15 protein-coding genes are annotated in these 19,499 nt (G+C 52.5%); 10 read left to right on the top strand and 5 right to left on the bottom strand.

The genetic code is table 11. The features are described 5' to 3' along the window. The first annotated feature begins 147 nt into the window (after positions 1-147). The 3 genes from AB7038_RS04135 to AB7038_RS04125 are packed head-to-tail and all read left to right on the top strand — an operon-like array spanning position 148 to position 3,932. Positions 148-1,566, top strand: a complete 1,419-nt coding sequence (locus AB7038_RS04135; RefSeq protein WP_369452816.1) for an MBOAT family O-acyltransferase — start codon at positions 148-150, stop codon at positions 1,564-1,566. Continuing rightward, positions 1,553-2,743: a DUF459 domain-containing protein gene (locus AB7038_RS04130; RefSeq protein ID WP_368889877.1), complete on the top strand. Its 1,191-nt coding sequence runs from the start codon at positions 1,553-1,555 to the stop codon at positions 2,741-2,743. The genes AB7038_RS04135 and AB7038_RS04130 overlap by 14 nt, the downstream gene beginning before the upstream one ends. Then, a complete protein-coding gene (locus AB7038_RS04125) occupies positions 2,709-3,932 on the top strand; it encodes an SGNH/GDSL hydrolase family protein (RefSeq protein ID WP_439958105.1) in 1,224 nt (407 codons plus the stop codon). Before AB7038_RS04130 ends, AB7038_RS04125 begins: the two co-directional genes overlap by 35 nt. Before the next feature lie 44 nt (positions 3,933-3,976). Here AB7038_RS04125 and AB7038_RS04120 read toward each other — a convergent pair whose 3' ends face one another. After that, on the bottom strand, positions 3,977-5,878 hold the full coding sequence (locus AB7038_RS04120; RefSeq protein WP_369452815.1) for an ATP phosphoribosyltransferase regulatory subunit: 1,902 nt from the start codon (positions 5,876-5,878) through the stop codon (positions 3,977-3,979). A 423-nt stretch (positions 5,879-6,301) separates the two neighbouring features. Between AB7038_RS04120 and hdcC the strand changes: the two genes are divergently transcribed. From hdcC to hisS, 4 genes are all read left to right on the top strand, one after another. After that, positions 6,302-7,663 carry a histidine-histamine antiporter gene (gene hdcC, locus AB7038_RS04115; protein ID WP_072869021.1) on the top strand — a complete coding sequence of 454 codons (1,362 nt, stop codon included), beginning with the start codon at positions 6,302-6,304 and terminating at the stop codon, positions 7,661-7,663. 50 nt (positions 7,664-7,713) lie between these two features. After that, positions 7,714-8,850: a histidine decarboxylase gene (locus tag AB7038_RS04110; protein WP_072869018.1), complete on the top strand. Its 1,137-nt coding sequence runs from the start codon at positions 7,714-7,716 to the stop codon at positions 8,848-8,850. A gap of 203 nt (positions 8,851-9,053) precedes the next feature. Beyond that, on the top strand, positions 9,054-10,496 hold the full coding sequence (locus tag AB7038_RS04105) for an amino acid permease (protein WP_368889875.1): 1,443 nt from the start codon (positions 9,054-9,056) through the stop codon (positions 10,494-10,496). A 10-nt stretch (positions 10,497-10,506) separates the two neighbouring features. After that, entirely contained in the window at positions 10,507-11,778 is a 1,272-nt protein-coding gene (hisS, locus tag AB7038_RS04100) for a histidine--tRNA ligase (protein WP_368889874.1), read from the top strand. Positions 11,779-11,832: 54 nt separating this feature from the next. Here the strand turns inward: hisS and AB7038_RS04095 are convergent, their stop codons facing one another. Beyond that, positions 11,833-12,570: a GntR family transcriptional regulator gene (locus AB7038_RS04095; RefSeq protein ID WP_369452814.1), complete on the bottom strand. Its 738-nt coding sequence runs from the start codon at positions 12,568-12,570 to the stop codon at positions 11,833-11,835. Positions 12,571-12,819: 249 nt separating this feature from the next. Between AB7038_RS04095 and AB7038_RS04090 the strand changes: the two genes are divergently transcribed. From AB7038_RS04090 to AB7038_RS04080, 3 genes are read left to right on the top strand one after another with little or no spacing between them, the layout of a single operon-like run. Next, positions 12,820-13,839 carry an ADP-ribosylglycohydrolase family protein gene (locus tag AB7038_RS04090; protein WP_368889935.1) on the top strand — a complete coding sequence of 340 codons (1,020 nt, stop codon included), beginning with the start codon at positions 12,820-12,822 and terminating at the stop codon, positions 13,837-13,839. Then, positions 13,836-15,236, top strand: coding sequence for a purine-cytosine permease family protein (locus AB7038_RS04085; RefSeq protein WP_369452813.1), 1,401 nt, complete (start codon positions 13,836-13,838; stop codon positions 15,234-15,236). Before AB7038_RS04090 ends, AB7038_RS04085 begins: the two co-directional genes overlap by 4 nt. Before the next feature lie 9 nt (positions 15,237-15,245). Further along, entirely contained in the window at positions 15,246-16,202 is a 957-nt protein-coding gene (locus AB7038_RS04080) for a PfkB family carbohydrate kinase (protein WP_368889871.1), read from the top strand. A 62-nt stretch (positions 16,203-16,264) separates the two neighbouring features. Here the strand turns inward: AB7038_RS04080 and AB7038_RS04075 are convergent, their stop codons facing one another. The 3 genes from AB7038_RS04075 to gntK all read right to left on the bottom strand — a co-directional run bounded on the left by AB7038_RS04075 (position 16,265) and on the right by gntK (position 19,372). Beyond that, positions 16,265-17,326 (bottom strand): methyl-accepting chemotaxis protein, encoded by a 1,062-nt coding sequence (locus tag AB7038_RS04075; protein WP_369452812.1) that lies wholly within the window; start codon positions 17,324-17,326, stop codon positions 16,265-16,267. Positions 17,327-17,495: 169 nt separating this feature from the next. Next, entirely contained in the window at positions 17,496-18,833 is a 1,338-nt protein-coding gene (gene gntU / locus AB7038_RS04070) for a gluconate transporter (RefSeq protein ID WP_072868988.1), read from the bottom strand. Further along, complete coding sequence (gene gntK, locus AB7038_RS04065) at positions 18,830-19,372, bottom strand: gluconokinase (protein ID WP_004241234.1); 543 nt, start codon at positions 19,370-19,372, stop codon at positions 18,830-18,832. The genes gntU and gntK overlap by 4 nt, the downstream gene beginning before the upstream one ends. Positions 19,373-19,499: the final 127 nt, after the last annotated feature.

The raw sequence follows: 19,499 nt of genomic DNA, 5'->3' as shown, positions 1-19,499 counted from the left end.
ACAGACCCCCGAAAACCCGCGTTAATCTGAGTATTACGCGGGTTTTTTTATGGCTTCTCATCATTCTTATTGAATCGTGGTTGATAACTTATATTATACTCAGCACGCTAATTATGACATTTTCAACAAGCCTGCACAGAGCCTGATATGAATTTCTTTTCATTTGAATTTCTTGCCTCCTTTACTGCCTTTTTTCTGATTTACTGGCTCTGTCAAAAAAAGCCCCGTTTACAGAATATCCTTTTAATTACGGCGGGTTATCTGTTTGTCTTCTCATTCCAGGCAAGCTTCGCGTATGTGCTGGCCGGATATACTCTGTTTATTTATCTGCTGACCAATGTCCTGAGCAGCCGCCTGTCCGCACGGGCTGTGTACAGTCTGCTGGCGGCGGGGATCATCGGCTGTTTTACGATATTCAAATACTACGGATTTATGCAGGAATCCCTGCAGAGCGCACTGTCGCAGGCCGGTGTGGAGGTTGAGCTGCCGGTACTCTCCGTGCTGGCACCGCTGGGGTTATCCTTCTACGCGTTCCATTCTGTCAGCTATGTAGTGTCGGTCTGCCGCAAAGAGATTGAAAAAGCGCCCTTTTTGGATGTGGTGCTCTACCTCTGCTTCTTCCCGAGCATTGTCGCCGGACCGATAAACCGCGCCAAAGTATTCATGCCGCAAATACAGGCAGCCTCACGGGAAATTATTGATTATAAAAAAGCCCTGCTGCTGATCACCCTGGCGATGGTGAAGCTGTTTTTATTCAGCGCTTATCTGTCAGAAAACTTTGCCAACCCGGTCTTCAGTTCGCCGGTCAACTACAGCGCCGGTGAGATTCTGGTGGCGGTGTACGCCTATGCCTGGAATATCTATTTTAACTTCTCCGGTTATACCAACCTGGTAACCGGGATAGCCATGCTGCTTGGTTTCAGGGTACCGCTGAACTTCAATGCGCCGTATCTTGCCACCAACCTCAAAGAGTTCTGGGCGCGCTGGCACATCAGTCTGTCGACCTTTATCCGCGATTATATTTACATCCCGCTCGGCGGTAACCGCAAGGGCTGGCTGCGGATGAACCTCAACGCCTTTATCGCGATGGTGATTTCCGGGGTCTGGCACGGTGTCGGGCTGCCGTTTATCATCTGGGGTGCACTGCACGGTCTGGGTATTGTGCTGATGAATATCAAACACAAACTGCTGCCGCCGCGCACAGACCCGGCGGAAACCCTGTGGCAAAAAACCGGAGTCTGGACCGCCCGGATTTTCACCTTCCATGTGCTCTGCCTGACCTGGATTTTCTTCCGCAGTGCTACGCTCAGTGATGCTGTCACCATGCTGACACAACTGACCGCTGACGGCTTTATTGCCTCTGTCATGGCCAGCGCGCCGCTGATTATCGCCTTCTGGCTGCTGCTGTTTATCTATCCGCTGTGTGTCAGCCTGTATCACCGCGCCGGACACTATTACCGGCGGATCTCATGGATCTGGTATCCTTTACCGCTCGCGCTCTTTATGACGCTGGTCTTTATTTTCTCTCCTTCAGGAATGCCGGGTTTTATCTATGCGAATTTTTGATTTTACAGAAAATCTCGAGCGGGCACTGAAGGTCGTCTTTATTGTGCTGACCGCAACCGTGGCACTGGTCTGGCTGAATCAGAACCCGCTGGCCCGTTACTGGGAACAGACCTACCACCAGCCAGCGCCGTGGGCGAAGCTGGAGGGACATTATGCGTGGGATCTGGGGGGTTACCTTCAGGAAGGCGTGGTGGCTGCCGGAGAGACCCTGTGGATCTATACACAGGGCAACCATATCGTTGAGGAAGCGGAAGAGGCTGTTCCCGGCAATACCGCGTTTCCGGAGGAGTTTCAGGTCGGGCTGCATTTTATCAACGGCTACCGTTATCCGGCTGCTGCGCTGTCTGTGACCTTCCCTGAGCTGCTGAACCGGGAGCGTCCGGCGATCGGCAGTTCTGTGCTGAAACTGGACCCGGAACAGGTTGCGGAACACATTCTGACGAAAAAAACACCGAAATCTGTTATTGACCTGAGCGCCGGTGACAAAGTCTTCTTCGTGGGCGATTCCCTCATGCAGGGCGTTGCACCTGTGTTACAATCCCGTCTGGCCAAAACCTACGGCATTGAAAGCATCAACCTCAGCAAACAGAGTACCGGCCTGACGTATCCGAAATTTTTCAACTGGCCGGAAACTATCAAAACCACGCTGGCAGCCAACCCGGATATCCGCCTGATGGTGGTTTTCCTCGGCCCGAATGACCCGTGGGACATGCCGCCGGAAGGCGGCGGGCGCTATCTGCGCTTTATGTCTCCGGAGTGGGAGGCGCAGTACCGTAAACGGATTCAGGATATTCTGTTAACGGCCCGGATACAGGATGTGGACGTCATATGGATAGGACCGCCGAATATGCGCAAAGACAAATTGTCAGATGGTGTACACTATCTGAGCGGGGTCTATCAGTCGGAAATTAACAATGCCGGTGAAATCTGGCTGTCCGCGAATACCATTTTCAAATATCAGGATAAGATCTATTCAGATTACCCCGGTGACGGCAGCAGCACTATCAAGCTGCGCAGCGGCGACGGTATTCACTTTACCTACAAAGGTCAGAAAGCCATCGCTGACACGGTATTTGATCTGATTAAATTTAATGCTGCGCCGGAGGAAACCCCGGCGGCGCAGGAAAAAACAGAAACACATGATGAAACAACAAAAACGCCCGTCGTGGCACCTTAAACTGGCCGGTGCGGGAGCCCTGTTTGCCGCAGCGCTCTCCCTGCTCTCCTGCCAGAACGATTCGGATAAACAGTGGATACAGCCGCAGACACCGCCACCGGTGTCGCGTAATGATCTGACCAACTACGGCGATCCGAACCTCAGCCGCCTGGCACACCGCCTGCGGGATCCGTCCGCGCGTGTCCATATTGTCCAGATTGGCGATTCCCATACAGCAGCGGATTTTTTCTCCGGCACACTGCGTGACAAATTTCAGGCGCGTTACGGCAATGCGGGGATCGGCTTTGTGCCGCCGAGCATTATCGCCGGACAGCGCACGGCGAACTTTGTCTTCACCGAGCCGAAAAAACAGTGGTCATTCCTGACCAGCCGGAAAGATGATGCACCCAACTTCCCGTTAGGCGGTTTTGTTATTTCGCCGCTGACCTCACACAGCACGCTGACCATGAAGGAGCGCAATCCGTCCTCTTATCAGTATGATATGCAGGTGCTGTATCAGACCGGCTACCCGGCCTCCGTTACGGTACGCGGCGGCAAAGGCGGTACGCTGAATCTGGCACCGTCCTCAGAGTGGCGTTTTTCTGACAGTGTGCCGGTGACCTTCCCGGCAGAAATTACCGCGAATGAGCAGAGCCCGCTGAATATCGGCGGCTGGTTTATCACCCGCAACCATCCGGGCGTGATGCTCTCGTCTGTCGGTATCAACGGCGCGACGATTGCCATGACGGGAAAATGGCAGCCGCAGTGGGTGAATACCCTGGCGCAGACCGATCCGGAAATGGTGATCCTGGCTTACGGCACCAACGAAGCCTTTAATGATACGCTGGATTTGGATCTCTATCGTCAGCAGCTGACCAATGTGGTGCGCAGTATCCGCAGCAACATGCCGGATGCGGTAATCCTGCTGGTCGGCCCGGGCGACAGTATCAAGAACAAAACCGCGTCTGACTGCCGCTCACAGCAGCCTGCCAATCTGCACAATGTCATGCGGATTCAGCAGTCTGTGGCGAAAAGTGAAGGTCTGCTCTATTGGGACTGGCAGCAGTTCATGGGCGGCGACTGTGCAATCAACAGCTGGGTGCTGCGTGATCTCGCACGGCCGGACAAAGTCCATCTCTCCGGCCCGGGTTATGAAAAGAGCGCCACGGCACTCTATAACGCGCTGGAATCCCTGCTCAGCCAGCAGTAACCGGTTATCCGCAGATAAGCTGATTATCTGCGGATCCTCTCCCCTCAGCAGTTTACGCTGTGTCCCAGCACGCCGATCATGGCATTCTCATTCACAAACTGAATCATTCCGTTATCTTTATCAGTCAGTTCCAGCGCTTTGTCATCCTCTGACGGCACCACAATGATAAAGCGGCTGCCGTTGCGCTCAGCATTCTTGCGGCAGGTACTGATCCGCATCCCCGAGCAGTCATTTTTAATGGTGAACTGCGGGAACAGTGTCCGCAGACGGCGGCCGACTATCAGTGCATGTCCGGCGGCACGGGTGTTTTCCGGGATCAGTACCACATCAGTCGCATTCTGACGCAGCAGTTGTTTGTGACATTTGCGGATCAGGAAAATAATCGGGTCGAGCATAAACGCAAAACCGCTGACCGCCACCTGTTTATCCAGCAGATGCGACGCACTGGCATCATAACGGCCGCCACGGCATAGCAGCTCATCATGGCTGTCAGGATGCGTGGTGCGCCATTCAAACAGGGTGTGGCAGTAATTATTCACCGGATACAGTCCCGGCGTCACACTGTACGGAATTTTCAGGCGGTTGAGGGATTCAAGCAACTGACGGAAGCGGGTGGCGGAAGCCTCAGAGAGAAACTCAATGAGCCGGGGCGCTTTTTTATTAACGATATCCAGCAGCTTGTGCGGTATGGATAATAACTGCTCCGGTTTCTCTTTCAGTTTGACCAGCCACGGCTCCTCAAAGAACGGCAGAAACGGCTGATAATACTCTCTCAGTGCCTGACGAAAACGGCTGAATTCTTCTTCGCTGCCGGCGGTATTTATTTTTAATTCAATGTACGGCGTGAGATGTAATGAGCTGAAAAAATCATACTGCATTAAAATATGTTCCAGCTCGATATCAATATTATCGTAGCCGAACGCTTCCACACCGATCTGGTGATATTGCTCAAAATCCTGTTTCTGCCCGGCCACATTCCGGAACATCGCGCCGATATACCATAATTTGCTTTTTGACTGTAAACGCTGATGCTGTGCAATCACCCGCAGACAGCCCATCGTGCCCTCACCGCGCAGCAGTGCCGGGTGGCTGCAGTTGAGTTTGGGACCGTTATGGTTATCATCCGCGAACGCCGCGGTATTCTTCATATGGTCATCCCAGTATTCCAGCAGCGGAAAGCGGATTTCCTGATAACAGTAGCGCGCCAGCAGCTTAGAAGCGCGGTTTTCCAGCCAGATCCAGTCCGCCACATCATTACTGTAATGTTTGCGCGGCCGTCCGCTCTGATGCGGGCGTACTGTCCGGTTCATTTCAAATTCCAGTTTCTGACAATACTGATTGGTGCCCAGGACACAATTCTGATTCAGACAGATTTGAATACGCTCAATAACAGACTGGCTGATAGTGGTATATAAAAAATGCTGATAATGGATCCCGCGCTCTTCCGGTGTTTTGCCTAATTGCAAATAACACTGATGTTCAGTCATTCTCGGAATAGTGCATTCCCCGGTGTTATGACCATAGCTGGAATAATTCAAGTTATGTTTATCATTATTTGATGACTGGTCGGATGTGAAGGTATCAACATATTGAGAGACCAAAAGAAAATAAGAATTTGCTTCAATCAGACAGCTGTTATAACGCCGATCCCATAATGCCCCGGTGCGCTGATATTTATTATTGTAATAAGGAACATACTGGCGTCCGATGTGCTGTATAAAACGGCTTAAGTCTTCTTTTGATTTTGGTGTCAGCAGCAACAATACCGTATCCGCCTGAAGGGAATAGGCATGAAGCTCGCAATTGTATGATTCTAAAGACCTGTCCACGCAGGTCAGAAAGCGGGCGTAATCATTCTCTTCCTGAAAGAGTTTTTCATGATTGTGCCCGTTAAGTTTAATCAGCTGTGGTAATCCCGGAAAATAAAGGCGCTCTCTTCTTGGCATACGTCAGCGCTCCAATCGCTAAAAATAATCAATTTATCTAATGAGTAATATAATATAAAACCGGTTTTGTTATTTTAACTCATATCATAAAACCGTTTTTTATTTCTGAATGCCATTCTTTTTTATCGTATTGAAAAAAGTATATTTATTTTTTACTTACCTGCTTTGTTAATTAACACATGACAAAAGTTAAATAATAACCACACCAAAAGTCGGATTATTCATGTCAAAAAAAGGGGACAGAGTCACTTACTGCAAAACGGCACATAAAATATTCATTTTCAGCTAAAACTGTTATAGAAGCGCTGTTTTTTTTGATCAATATCAAATTTAGAACGACATTTAAAAATTAAGTTTCCCCTATCTCGGTAATTGTCATCGGGTGCACCTTTCCAATTAAACAATCATTACAGGAAAAGCATTATGGGAAACATGAGTGCCAGTTCCGCCCATAAAATGGGGGTGGTCGCGCTGACCCTGGTAACCGCATCAAATATGATGGGTTCCGGTGTGTTCATGCTGCCGACTAACCTCGCGGGCGTCGGTTACATCTCCTTATGGGGATGGTTATTTACAATCATTGGTGTTATCGCATTAGCATTAGTTTTCGCCAAAACCAGTCTTATCACACCGCGTAACGGCGGTATCGTGGCTTACGCCAGCGATGCTTTCGGTCCGTTTATCGGTTTCCAGACCACTGTTTGTTACTGGATCAGTGCCTGGGTCGGTAACGTCGCGCTGCTGGTTGCCGGTGTCGGCTATCTCAGCTACTTCTTCCCTGAACTGAAAAACCCGGCTATCGGCAGTGTCGTTGCTATCGCGATTCTGTGGGGCTTCGTGGTATTAGCCAGCTTCGGTGCCCGTGTCGCCGGCCGTGCGCAGTCATTCACTGCAAGCTGCATGCTGGTTGTTGTTCTGGGTGTCGGTGTGATCGGCTGGTTCTGGTTCGATCCGCAGATGTTCTCTCAGGTTTATAACGGTACCGGTAAAAGTGATACCACAGCCATTATCACTGCAGCGTCTATCGCACTGTGGGGCTTCCTGGGTGTTGAATCTGCTGTGGTTTCCAGCGGCCAGGTGGACAAACCTGAATACACTGTTCCGCGCGCCACCGTTTATGGTCTGCTGATTGCGTCAGTCTGCTACGTCGGCAGCTGCACCGTTATCATGGGTCTGGTTCCGCATGAAGAACTGGTTAACTCTGCTGCACCGTTTGCGGATGCTGCCCGTTACATGTTCGGTGAAACTGCCGGTACTGTTGCGTCTATCCTGAGTATCATCGCCTGCTTCGGTTCTATCTCCGGCTGGTTAATCCTGCAGTCTGAAGGTCCGCGTGCCGGTGCCGACCAGGGTCTGTTCCCTAAATTCTTCTCTGATGTGAACAAAAATGACGTTCCGATGAAAAGCCTGATTTTCACCGGTGTGCTGATGAGCCTGGTGCTGTTAATGACCGCATCACCAAACCTGGCCAAACAGTTCGAAATCGTCATCCTGATGTCTGTCTTCGCATCCCTGCTGCCATACATGTATGCACTGATTTCTCTGCCAATCATCATGGTCTCCAAAAAAATGAACCGCGGCAGCACCTTCATTTTCTATAACGTCCTGGTGGTTATCGGCATTATCTACTGTGTCTTTGCCCTGTTAGGTTCCGGTTCTGATTCTATGTTCTGGGGTCTGGTCATGATGTCAATCACTATCCCGCTGTTCAGCTTCGTGGCCGCAGGCCGTGCGAAAAAAGGCAACGATATCCTGTACATCAATGACGAACAAAACAAAGCGTGATTTGCTCCGCTTCACAGTCTTCAATTTTGAAAAACAAGAGGTAATTAAGTATGACTCTGTCTATCAATGATCAAAACAAACTTGATGCATTCTGGGCTTATTGCGTAAAAAACCAGTATTTCAACATCGGTTATCCTGAATCAGCGGATTTCGATTACACCAATCTGGAACGCTTCTTACGTTTCTCCATCAACAACTGCGGTGACTGGGGCGAATATTGCAACTATCTGCTGAACTCTTTCGATTTCGAGAAAGAAGTGATGGAGTATTTCGCAGACCTGTTCAAAATTCCGTTTGAACAAAGCTGGGGTTATGTGACCAACGGCGGTACCGAAGGTAACATGTTCGGTTGCTACCTGGGTCGTGAAATCTTCCCTGACGGTACGCTGTACTATTCAAAAGATACTCACTATTCCGTTGCGAAAATCGTTAAATTACTGCGTATCAAATCTCAGGTTGTTGAATCTCAGCCAAACGGCGAAATCGACTATGACGATCTGATGAAAAAAATCGCTGACGATAAAGAAGCGCATCCGATCATCTTCGCTAACATCGGTACCACTGTCCGCGGTGCTATTGATGATATCGCTGAAATCCAGAAACGCCTGAAAGCAGCCGGTATCAAACGTGAAGATTACTATCTGCACGCTGATGCGGCACTGAGCGGCATGATCCTGCCATTCGTTGATGATGCACAGCCATTCACGTTTGCTGACGGTATCGACTCTATCGGTGTGTCCGGCCACAAAATGATTGGTTCACCAATCCCTTGCGGTATCGTTGTTGCGAAGAAAGAAAACGTAGACCGTATTTCTGTTGAAATCGACTACATCTCCGCACACGACAAAACCATCACCGGTTCACGTAACGGTCACACACCACTGATGCTGTGGGAAGCTATCCGTTCACATTCAACTGAGGAATGGAAACGCCGCATCACCCGCAGTCTGGATATGGCGCAGTACGCTGTTGACCGTATGCAGAAAGCCGGTATCAATGCATGGCGCAACAAGAACTCCATCACTGTTGTGTTCCCTTGCCCGTCAGAACGCGTCTGGAGAGAACATTGCCTGGCAACTTCCGGCGACGTGGCTCACCTGATCACCACCGCGCACCATCTGGATACCGTACAGATCGACAAACTGATCGACGACGTTATCGCGGATTTTAACTTACACGCGGCATAAAAAAAGGCAGTGGTAAATATCCACTGCCCCCTTACGGTTCGTTGCCGGCGCAGACGCCAATCCTGCCGGCAACGCTCTCTAACCTATACAGCGACACAGGATGATGCAAGAAAAAAGACCAAAAAACACGGCTCAGTTCTCTGATCGTGAGATTTTTTGCTCCCTCATCCGCAGCTGGAGTATTTCTGTGAGGACAAAATGGTATGGTTCCCAATGGTAAATCCACCCACCGCATGGGCCTGACAGCCCTGATTATTATGACGGCTTCCAATATGATGGGAAGCGGCGTGTTTATGTTACCCTCCTCCCTCGCGCATATCGGTTCCATCGCGCTGTGGGGCGGACTGCTGACCTTCTGCGGCGTGCTGGCACTGGCGCTGGTGTTCGCCAAGACCGGTGAAATCTCCCCCTGTAAAGGCGGTGTGATTGCCAACATCGGCCGGACATTCGGGCAGTATATCGGGTTACAGACATCACTTTTTTACTGGCTTTCGACCTGGATAGGCAACTGTGCCTTACTGATCTCCGGTGTCGGTTATCTCTCTTATTTCTTTCCGCAGCTTCACACTCCGCTCTACGCCGCTATTACCGCTATTATTATTCTCTGGGCTTTCGTTCTGCTGGGTTTGCAGGGCGCAAAAGTCGTCGGCTATGCGCAGATTTTTACCGGCCTTTGTATGCTCACCGTTATTCTGAGCATCAGTATTTTCGGCTGGACCAGTTTTGATTACACACGTTATATCACCAGTTTTAATGTTACTCAGACCAGTAACACAGATGCTATTTTTGCTGCCGCTGCTATTTCGCTGTGGGGCTATCTGGGAATTGAATCCGCGTCGGTTTCATCCGCCCAGGTGATTCATCCGCACCGCAATATTCCGCTGGCAACCATTATCGGGCTGGTTATTGCCGCCACCTGCTATCTCAGCTCCACCAATGTCATGATGGGGATCCTGCCCCACGAACAGCTTGTTAACTCCACCGCGCCGTTTGCGGATACCGCCCGTTATCTGTGGGGCGAACATGCGGGACAGATTATCTCTGCGCTCGCCATTATTGCCTGCTTCGGTGCATTACCGGGCTGGCAGATTTTACAGACTGAAGTTCCCCGCTCTGCGGCGGAAGAAGGCACATTCCCTCGTTTTTTTGCTGATGTGAACCGCCACGGCGTGCCGTATAAAGGACTGATTTGTACCGCAGGGATGATGAGCGCCGTGCTGCTGCTCACCATCTCACCAAGCCTGGAACAGCAGTTCCGCAACATCATTATTCTTGCGGTGTCCGCCAGTCTGATCCCGTATGCGTTTGCTGTGATTTCCCTGCCGATCGCCATGATCGCCAAAAAAATGCAGTACGGGCGCACCTTTATTATTTACGCCACTCTGAGCCTGATTGGTCTGGGATTCATTATGGTCGCGCTGACAGGCGCCGGCACCAAACCGCTGTTCTGGGGTATGGTGCTGCAGATGTTTACCATTCCGCTGTATCTGTTTTTTATTATGCGCCGCGAAAAAAACACTACTGATCCCCGTCCCGGGCTCGCCCTGTCGTACATCCCGGGGATCTGCACTGAGCAGACCGCTGAGATGGCGTTATCGGCTGACAATGATGACAGCCGGAATTTCTCACAGAGAAACTGTATATAGAGGACTAAAAATGGAAAAGATTCAGTCAATCAGAGGGATGAGAAGTGTGCTTCCGGAGGAAACACCGGTCTGGCAGTGGCTGGAAAACCGGATCCGGAATATCACTTCCCGCTACGGCTATCAGGAGGTCAGGCTGCCGATTCTGGAACCGGTTGCCCTGTTTGAGCGCGCGGTCGGTGAATCCACCGATATCGTCTCAAAAGAGATGTATAACTTCCTCGATAAAAGCGGCGAGCACATCACCCTGCGTCCGGAAGGTACCAGTGGTTGCGTCCGGACCGTGATTGAAAACAACATGTGCTACAACACCACGCAGCGCCTGTGGTATCAGGGCCCGATGTTCCGTTATGAGCGTCCGCAGAAAGGCCGTCTGCGCCAGTTCACCCAGTTCGGGGTGGAAACCTTCGGTATGCCGGGGGCGGATGTGGATGCAGAGCTTATCTTTATGGTGAAAGATATCTTTAAGGCGCTCGGCGTGGATAAACACGTCCGCCTGGAGATTAACTCTCTCGGGACACCGGAAGAGCGCTCAGAGCACCGTCAGCAGCTGGTGAATTACTTTATGCAGCACAAAGCGCTGCTGGATGAGGACAGCCTGCGCCGTCTGGAAACCAACCCGCTGCGTATCCTGGACAGCAAAAACCCGGATATGCAGGAGATGATTGAAGCAGCACCGCGTCTGCTGGACTTCCTCGGTGAGGAATCACAACAGCACTTTGATGATCTGCGCCGTCTGCTGGACAGTGAAAACATTGCTTATGTGGTTAACCCGCGTCTGGTCCGCGGGCTGGATTACTACACCCGCACAGTGTTTGAGTGGATCACGGAAGAGCTGGGTTCACAGGGGACAGTCTGTGGCGGCGGCCGTTATGATGGTCTGGTTGAATTATTCAGCGGCAAACAGTTACCGGCTTCCGGGTTTGCTATCGGGATCGAACGGCTGTTACTGCTGATCCAGACCCTCGGCCTGGATAAAGAGATTGTGAATCAGCCGGATATCGTGGTGACTTATGAAGATCCGGCACAGAATGTGGAAGCGCTGTTACTGGCTAACACACTGCGCCATCAGTTGCCGCAATATAAAATCCTCAATGATTTCACCAGTGCCAAACTGAAGCGTCAGCACAGCAATGCGCTGAAATCCGGCTGCCGTTACATTGTGACGCTCAACCGTGACGGCCAGGTCGGCCTGTGGGATCTTACCGCGAACACCAATGAAACGGTGACCACAGACACACTCGCCAATGCGTTACTGAATAAAACCATCACCGCGATGGCCTGATAAACAGCAACGTAATTTAAATAAAAGCACTGTTTTTACAGTGCTTTTTTGCTTTCAGGCTTTTACCGTAAAGTGGAAATGATAGAAATCACTGCGGCAGATAGCCGTACCGTACTCCAGCACTCTGCCCAGCTTGTCGCGGCTTCTGAGGATAATTTTCATCAGTGAGGCAGTCGGCGGAATAGAAAGCAGTTTTGCCTCCTCCGCTGTCGGGTGACAGATAGAGAGTGCATACTCCTGCACATCCGGCTCAATTCCCTGCGCCAGCCAGTGCGCGTACAGAGAGCCGTCCAGCAGATCAGGACGCGGCAGAAAGGCTTCCGGGATAAACATGGTTTCCAGCGAGACCGGAATATCATCCACCAGCCGGACACGCTTGATCACCGCCATCGTATCACCTGCGGATAATTCCAGTTCCGGGGCCAGTGAGTCCGGCACAGAGTCCAGCTGACGAATAAGCCAGCGGTTGGACACCTTGCCGCTGCCGGCAGCCTGTGCGGAAAAACCGCCGCCGGACAGGTTGTACTGCACCGGCAGATTAACCTGCGTGCCTTTGCCGTGATGTTTCACCACCAGCCCCTGCTTCAGCAGTAAGTCCAGTGCCTTCACCACCGTAACGCGGGATACTCCCAGCGATTGCGATAAACGACGCTCAGACGGCAGAACACAACCGTGCGTCAGCTGCTTTTGTGTGATGGCTTCTTCAATCCTTTGTTTCAGCTGAAGATATAACGGAACAGTTGATTGCTGATCAAGCCTGTGCTGTAAAAAAGTGAGAAAATCATGTTCCACAAATAGGTTCCTGTCATGCTGCGGATAACGGCTGAAAACAGTGTAGCAACTTTTGTGTCCGCTATCACACACTGATTAAAATCAATTCAACTGGACTACAACTGGACTTATTTATCGTCTATTATATACTCTATAAAGACAAAGGCTCCACAGCAGTTTTATACCAATAATATAATTTGTTGTTTTTAATTCATTCAACACCAGTCCAGATAATAATAAATGACACAATCAGCAGCAGTCCCGTTAAATGTGACAGAAAAACGTATTCTCGGTTGTCTTTACGGGCAGGCAACGGGAGATGCAATGGGTATGCCGTCGGAACTCTGGCCGAAGAGCCGGGTCCGTCAGCACTTCGGCTGGATTGATACTTTCCTGCCGGGCCCTGAGGAGAATATTGCCGCCAACGAGTTTGTTGCCGGGGAATTTACTGATGACACCAGTCAGTGTGTTGCCCTGATGGATGCCATTATTGAGGAGCACGGTGCTGTCGTCCCGCAGACGATCGCCCGTCACATAATGGCGTGGGCCACCCGGATAAAGGCGTTTGAAAAAAATATTCTGGGGCCGACATCAAAAGCTGCGCTGAATGCCATACACCAGGGAATACCTTTAGATAGAATAGAGGCAAATGGTGTGACCAACGGTTCCGCGATGCGTGTCGCGCCTGTCGGTTGCCTGATGCCATCATATAATACAGATCGTTTTATTGAGCAGATCAGGCTCTCCTGTCTGCCGACCCACAAATCCGATATCGCCATTGCCGGTGCTGTCGTGATTGCGCGGGCCGTCAGTCTGGCTGTTGAGGGCACTGACTGGTCTGCGATAAAACAGGCTGTCATACCGCTGGCTGACACTGTTCAGCGCCGGTTTGAGTCTACCTTCAGCCCGCTGCTGGGACGGAGGATTATGTACGCCCTCAATGTGGTCCGCGGGCGCACGGACGAAGAGCAGGCACTGACCGATCTCTATGAGATAGTCGGCGCCGGTATGGATAATATTGAATCTATCCCGTGTGCAATTGCACTCGCGGATTTAGCCAACACCAATCCCGTACGCTGTGCGGTACTGGCTGCAAATCTGGGCGGCGACACGGACACCATCGGTGCCATGGCGACGGCCATCTGCGGCGCAATTCACGGCATTGACAGTTTTGATGCTGACAGTATCGCATTGATAAATCATACAAATAATATCGATTTTACGCCGTATGCCCGCCGTCTGGCACAGTTCAGACAGGAGTATGCCGCGACGAACAGGATGATGTCATGAGTCAGCAATCTGTCCCTTCAGCGTTGAACAAAACCGATCCGACCATCGAAGAACTGGGGATCGGCCTGCTCCCCCCTTCCAGACAGACCAAAAAACCCGCCGAACTATTCTTTGTCTGGTGTGCCGCTAATATCGGTATTCTCGGTGTGGTTTATGGCGCGATTATTGTGTCGTTCGGGCTTTCTTTCTTTCAGTCGGTTTTAGCGGCAGTGGTTGGTGTCGCCTCCTTTATTTTAGTGGGGATCACCAGTATCGCCGGTAAAATCGGCCGGACCACCACTCTCACCCTTTCCCGGGCCAGCTTCGGCAAAAGCGGCAATATCGCGCCGACGGCTTTCTGCTGGTTTAACCTGATGGGCTGGGAAGCGGTGAATATCATCACCGGCACTCTGACACTGGCCGCGCTGTTTACCGCCATCGGGCTGGGCAGCGGACACCTGATGACAGCCATCGCGCTGATACTGTTCGGCGGACTGACGGTACTGGTCAGTATTCTCGGGCAGAACACCGTTTTGCTGATGCAGAAATGGATCACGCGGATTTTCGGGGCAATGACCCTGTTTGTCGTGCTCTGGCTGCTGGCGACCGCAGACTGGCAGGCGCTGATCAGCCGTCCTTCCGGTAACTGGATCACCGGTTTCCTGCCTGCGGTATCCATTATCGCCGCCGGCACCGGGATCAGCTGGGCGATTGCCGGGGCGGATTACAGCCGCGACCAGAGCCCGTCCTCATCCCACAGCCGTATTTTCGGCTCTGTGGTCGGCGGGGCTGCACTACCGCTGTTACTTCTGATCCTGACCGGTATTCTGCTGACCGCGCAACTGCCTGATCTGGCAGCGGAAGAGAACCCGATTGCCGCAATCGGCGGGCTGCTGCCGTCCTGGATGGCGGTGCCGTATCTGGCCGCTGCGGTGGCCGGGATTGTCACTATCGCCGTCCTCAGCCTCTATTCTGCCAGTCTCAACCTGCTGAGCATGGGCATCAAACTCAAACAGCGCACCGCCGTTGCTCTCGATGGCGTGATTGTGCTGGCGATCGCGATTTATGTTCTGTTTGTTTCCGGTGACTTCCTCGGGCCGTTTATTTCATTCCTGGTGTTCTGCGGATTGTTCCTGGCCTCCTGGGCGGCGATTTTTATCACTGATTATTACTGCAAACATAAAACCGCCGGTTACGACGAAGTTTCGCTCTACGGCGACACCGGGGTTATCTGGCCGACCTTCCTGTGCTGGCTCGGCGGTTCGGTTGCCGGGCTGCTGGTCACGAAGACCGGCTTTATTAACGGGCCGTTTGCCACCGGTGTGTTTGAGAATTCCAGTCTGGGGCTGTTTGTCTCCTTCCTGGTGAGCATGGCGGCGTACCGCCTGACACTGATGATGAAACCGGTACGGGGTTAAACGGAATTGATGGATGTAACGTTACTGACACCACAGCGACCGGTCGTGGTTATCGGCGCGGCTTTCGGCGATGTGATGCTGGAAGTGAATGCACTGCCGCACAGCGGGGATGATATCAGCGCCCTGCCGATCGGGCAGCAGATCGGCGGCTGTGCCTTTAATGTCGCCCGCGCCCTGAGCCGTCTCGGCATTGTGCCGGTCAACGGTATTCCCGCCGGCAACGGCAGCTGGGGAAAACAGGTCATTACCGCGATGGAAAAGGAAAATCTGCCGGTTCTGCTGCGCCATCCGTCGCATGATAACGGCTGGTGCCTGGCGCTGGTGGAGGAAAGCAAAGAACGCACATTCATCACCATCGAAGGCTGTGAACAGCACTGGAGTGACGCGCTGCTCGCGCAAATTCCGGTGCCGGACAATGCCCTGATTTATGTTTCCGGTTACGAGCTGGTCAGTCCGGAAAGTGCGCCGCTGCGTAACTGGCTGCTGGCGCAGAGTGCGGATAAAACCCTGTTTGCGGATTTCGGTCCGCGTCTGCGGGATATTGATCCGGACTTTATTGAAAAGCTGCTGGCGAAAAAGCCGCTGCTGACCGTCAACCGTGACGAACTGGCACAGCTCAATCCGCAGGGCGGAAAACAGTCTGAGATACAGACAGACGATGCACAGGCGTTTGCCGACAGCTACGGTCTGCCGCTGATCGCCCGCTTTGATAAAGAAGGTGCCGTGGTGTGTCAGCCGGGGCAGCAGCCGGTCAGAATCCCGGCGTATACGGTGCCGGTGGCTGATACCATTGCCGCCGGAGACAGTCACTGCGCCGGTGTTCTCGCCGGTCTGGCCTGCGGACAGCCGCTCACGGATGCCGTACGGACCGGTAATGCGGTGGCGGCCATTGTGGTCAGCCGCCCGGGGTCTGACGGTGCGCCCACCCGCACGGAACTGAGTGAGTTTTTACATCACCACCTCTGAAACACCGCCCGTTTACCCGACAGCGATGTTCACTCAGCCCCCGGATTCCGGGGGTTTTTCTTTCAGTAACTGATCGATGCCAGCAGGTCATCGATGTTTTCGATCACTTCGCGGCTGGCATCTTCCATGGCCGACAAATGCAGTTCTTCATCATGAAGTGAGCCCTTCGCCCGGGCTTCCAGCGCCAGACGTCCGGAAAGATGCACCAGCCGGTGCGGTCTTTCCAGTTTCCGGTAGGCATCATGACCGGTAAACCGCTGTCCGTCGTCCGCGTAATACCATTTGCCGAGACGGCACTGTGTGTGGTCATTAACTGATAAGTCTGCGTTTCCGTCCAGCAGGCGGCGGTAGATATCCCCTTTCCAGATAACGTGATCCAGCTTGACGGTATTGAGAAATTGCTGCACCGCCACAAACCGGATGATCGCCTCCATCCGCGAGGAGCTGGTGATCATACTCTGTAAGCGATCTTCCGCCTGAACCGCGATAGCGCGGATGCTGCTCACCAGCTTCTGATTATCTTCCGCATCCGTATAAATCGCTTTGGCATGTAATTTTATTTTGCCGGTAAATGCAGTGATATTGACGGCTTCGTCCTGAATTTCACCGGATAACTGTTTTATCTCGCGGGCGATAACTGAAAACCCGGCTCCCCGGCTGCCGACATGAGAAGCTTCAATCGCCGAGTTAACCGCCAGCAGATTAGTCTGGTTGGCCAGGCGTTCGATATTATTAATGTTCTGATTAATCTGTCCCAGCACAGAGACCAGTTTTTGCGTGTAATCAAGCCCCTTATCCGCGTGCTCACTGATATCATCCAGTACACTGCACAGCTCCTGCATGTAGCGGCGTGTTTCACTGTTATGCAGCGCGATCTCATCCAGTGTGCCCTGCTCCCCGGCAAGCCGGGTGCCGGAATCCAGCAGGGAGTTGCGGATAATCTCTATCGCCGCGATCCCATCCAGCAAATGACGGCACAGGATTTCACCGTGAAAGTGCCGCTGTTCATCCGTATTTCCCGTCATCACGTGCTCTGACGGCACCGGATAAACCGCCGGTGCCTCCCAGGAGACAACGGGCTGTTTTTTTTGTAAAAACATCCATTTTTTCATTATATTCAGCATGTTAATTCCGGTTAAGACAGATAATGCAACTCAGGGAAATAGCGCGGATTGCCGCCGGGGACAAATTGACTATCGGCGGAAAAAACAGAGGCTTTATGCAGACGGCGGGGAGTAATAAAAACGGCAGCGGATTCTGATAACCCACTGCCGGAGAGTGAAAACGGACGTATTACAGGAAGGCGAAGAACAGCATACCGACGAGCGCCCCGGTGGTTCCCAGGATGGTTTCCATCAGTGTCCAGGTTTTCAGGGTTTGTGCTTCAGTCGCACCGGTAAATTTCCCGAACAGCCAGAAACCGGAGTCGTTCACGTGGCTCAGTACAATAGAACCGCCCGCGATACAGACAGACAGTGCCGCCAGCTGTGCGCCGGAATAGCCCAGCTCGCCGATAACCGGCAGTACCAGACCAACAGTGGTCAGACAGGCAACGGTTGCGGAGCCCTGGATCACACGGACTGCAGCGGAGAGAACAAAACAGGCAGCAGCAATCGGCAGCCCCGCACCAATCAGGGATTCACCCAGTGCCGGACCTACGCCGGAATCCACCAGCACCTGTTTGAACACACCGCCGGCACCGGTCACCAGCAGGATAATCCCGGCCGGCTGAATAGCGGCAGAACAGATTTCCATGACTTTATTGCGGCTCATGCCACGGCGGATTGCCAGGCCGTAAATCGCCACCAGACAGGCAATCAGGATCGCCAGGAACGGATGTCCGATAAACACCAGCCAGGCGTGCAGTTTTGAATCCGGATCCACCATCGGCGCTGCAATGGTTTTCAGACCGACCAGCACCAGCGGGAACAGTACCAGCGCCAGGCTCAGGCCGAACGACGGCATTTTACTCTGCCCGATGCTCGGTTCAGTCAGGTCTTCCGGCAGCTCCAGGGTGACAAACTTACTGATAAAGTTACCGAACAGGGGGCCTGCCAGGATCATGCCCGGGATCGCCGCACACAGGCCGATCAGGATCATCCAGCCGAAGTCTGCATTCATCTGGTCAGCCAGCAGCATCGGGGTCGGTCCCGGCAGCAGGAAGCAGGCAGCGGCGGCCACACCGGCAAACAGCGGGATAGCCAGACGCACCACATTACCGCCGGTCCGGCGGGCAACGGCGAAGACCACACCGATCAGCAGCACAATAGCCACATCAAAGAACAGCGGCAGAGCGCAGATAAGCCCGGCGATCCCCAGCGCATAATGCGCCCGTTTTTCACCGAAGGAATTCAGAAGTTTGACGGCTATCTGGTCGAGTGCGCCGGTTTCATGCAGAATTTTGCCGAACATCGCCCCGAGCGCGACCACTATCGCCAGGAAACCGAGTGTGCCGCCCATGCCGTTCTGCATGGTCTGTGTGATCTGCTCCAGCGGCATGCCGGAGAACAGCCCCGCGCCGATAGCCACAATCATCAGCGCCACAAAGGCGTGCAGCCGTGCGACCATCACCAGGAACAGCAGCAGTAATACCGACCCGGCAGCGGTTAACACCAGGGTTAATGTTGTCATGACTGACCTCCGGAAACCTGTCTGATAATCTGAACCGCGCCCGCAATCACATCCTCAAGCGGCGGCTGAATGTCCAGCACCTGCACATCCTGCTCTGCGGCAGTGTCCGGTGCTTCTAAGGTATCGAACTGAGTGATCAGCATTTCCGGTTTGAAGAAATGCCCTTTGCGGGCTTTCAGGCGGCTTTCGATCAGCTCAAAATCCCCTTTCAGCCAGATAAATGACAGATTTTTGTTCTGACGGCGCAGAATATCGCGGTAGCTTTTTTTCAGCGCCGAACAGACAATCACCGAGAGCTCATTGGTCCGCTGCATAGCAAAAATCGCGTCGTTAATGGCTTTCAGCCACGGTTCGCGATCGGCATCATTCAGCGGGTGCCCCGCCGCCATTTTTTCGATATTGGCACGCGGATGCAGGTAATCCCCGTCCAGAAAGGCCGCATTCAGCCCGGTAGCAACCCCGTTAGCCACAGCGGATTTTCCGCAGCCGGAAACCCCCATCAAAACAAAGGCGTGATGTGGTTTTTGGCTATCACTCATAACAATTCCTCTTATGCGGTCATTATCACCGGATATGTTACCGGTAACTATTACCGGTAACATTACCAACGGATATGGTTACAATGCAATCAAACACTGTTTTCGGATGAACAAATTGTGACAGTTA

The organism is Morganella morganii, from assembly GCF_041099235.1.
Taxonomy (GTDB): domain Bacteria; phylum Pseudomonadota; class Gammaproteobacteria; order Enterobacterales; family Enterobacteriaceae; genus Morganella; species Morganella morganii_E.
The sequence above is the reverse complement of the archived record's forward strand: the minus strand, read 5'-3'. Positions and strand labels throughout refer to the sequence as shown.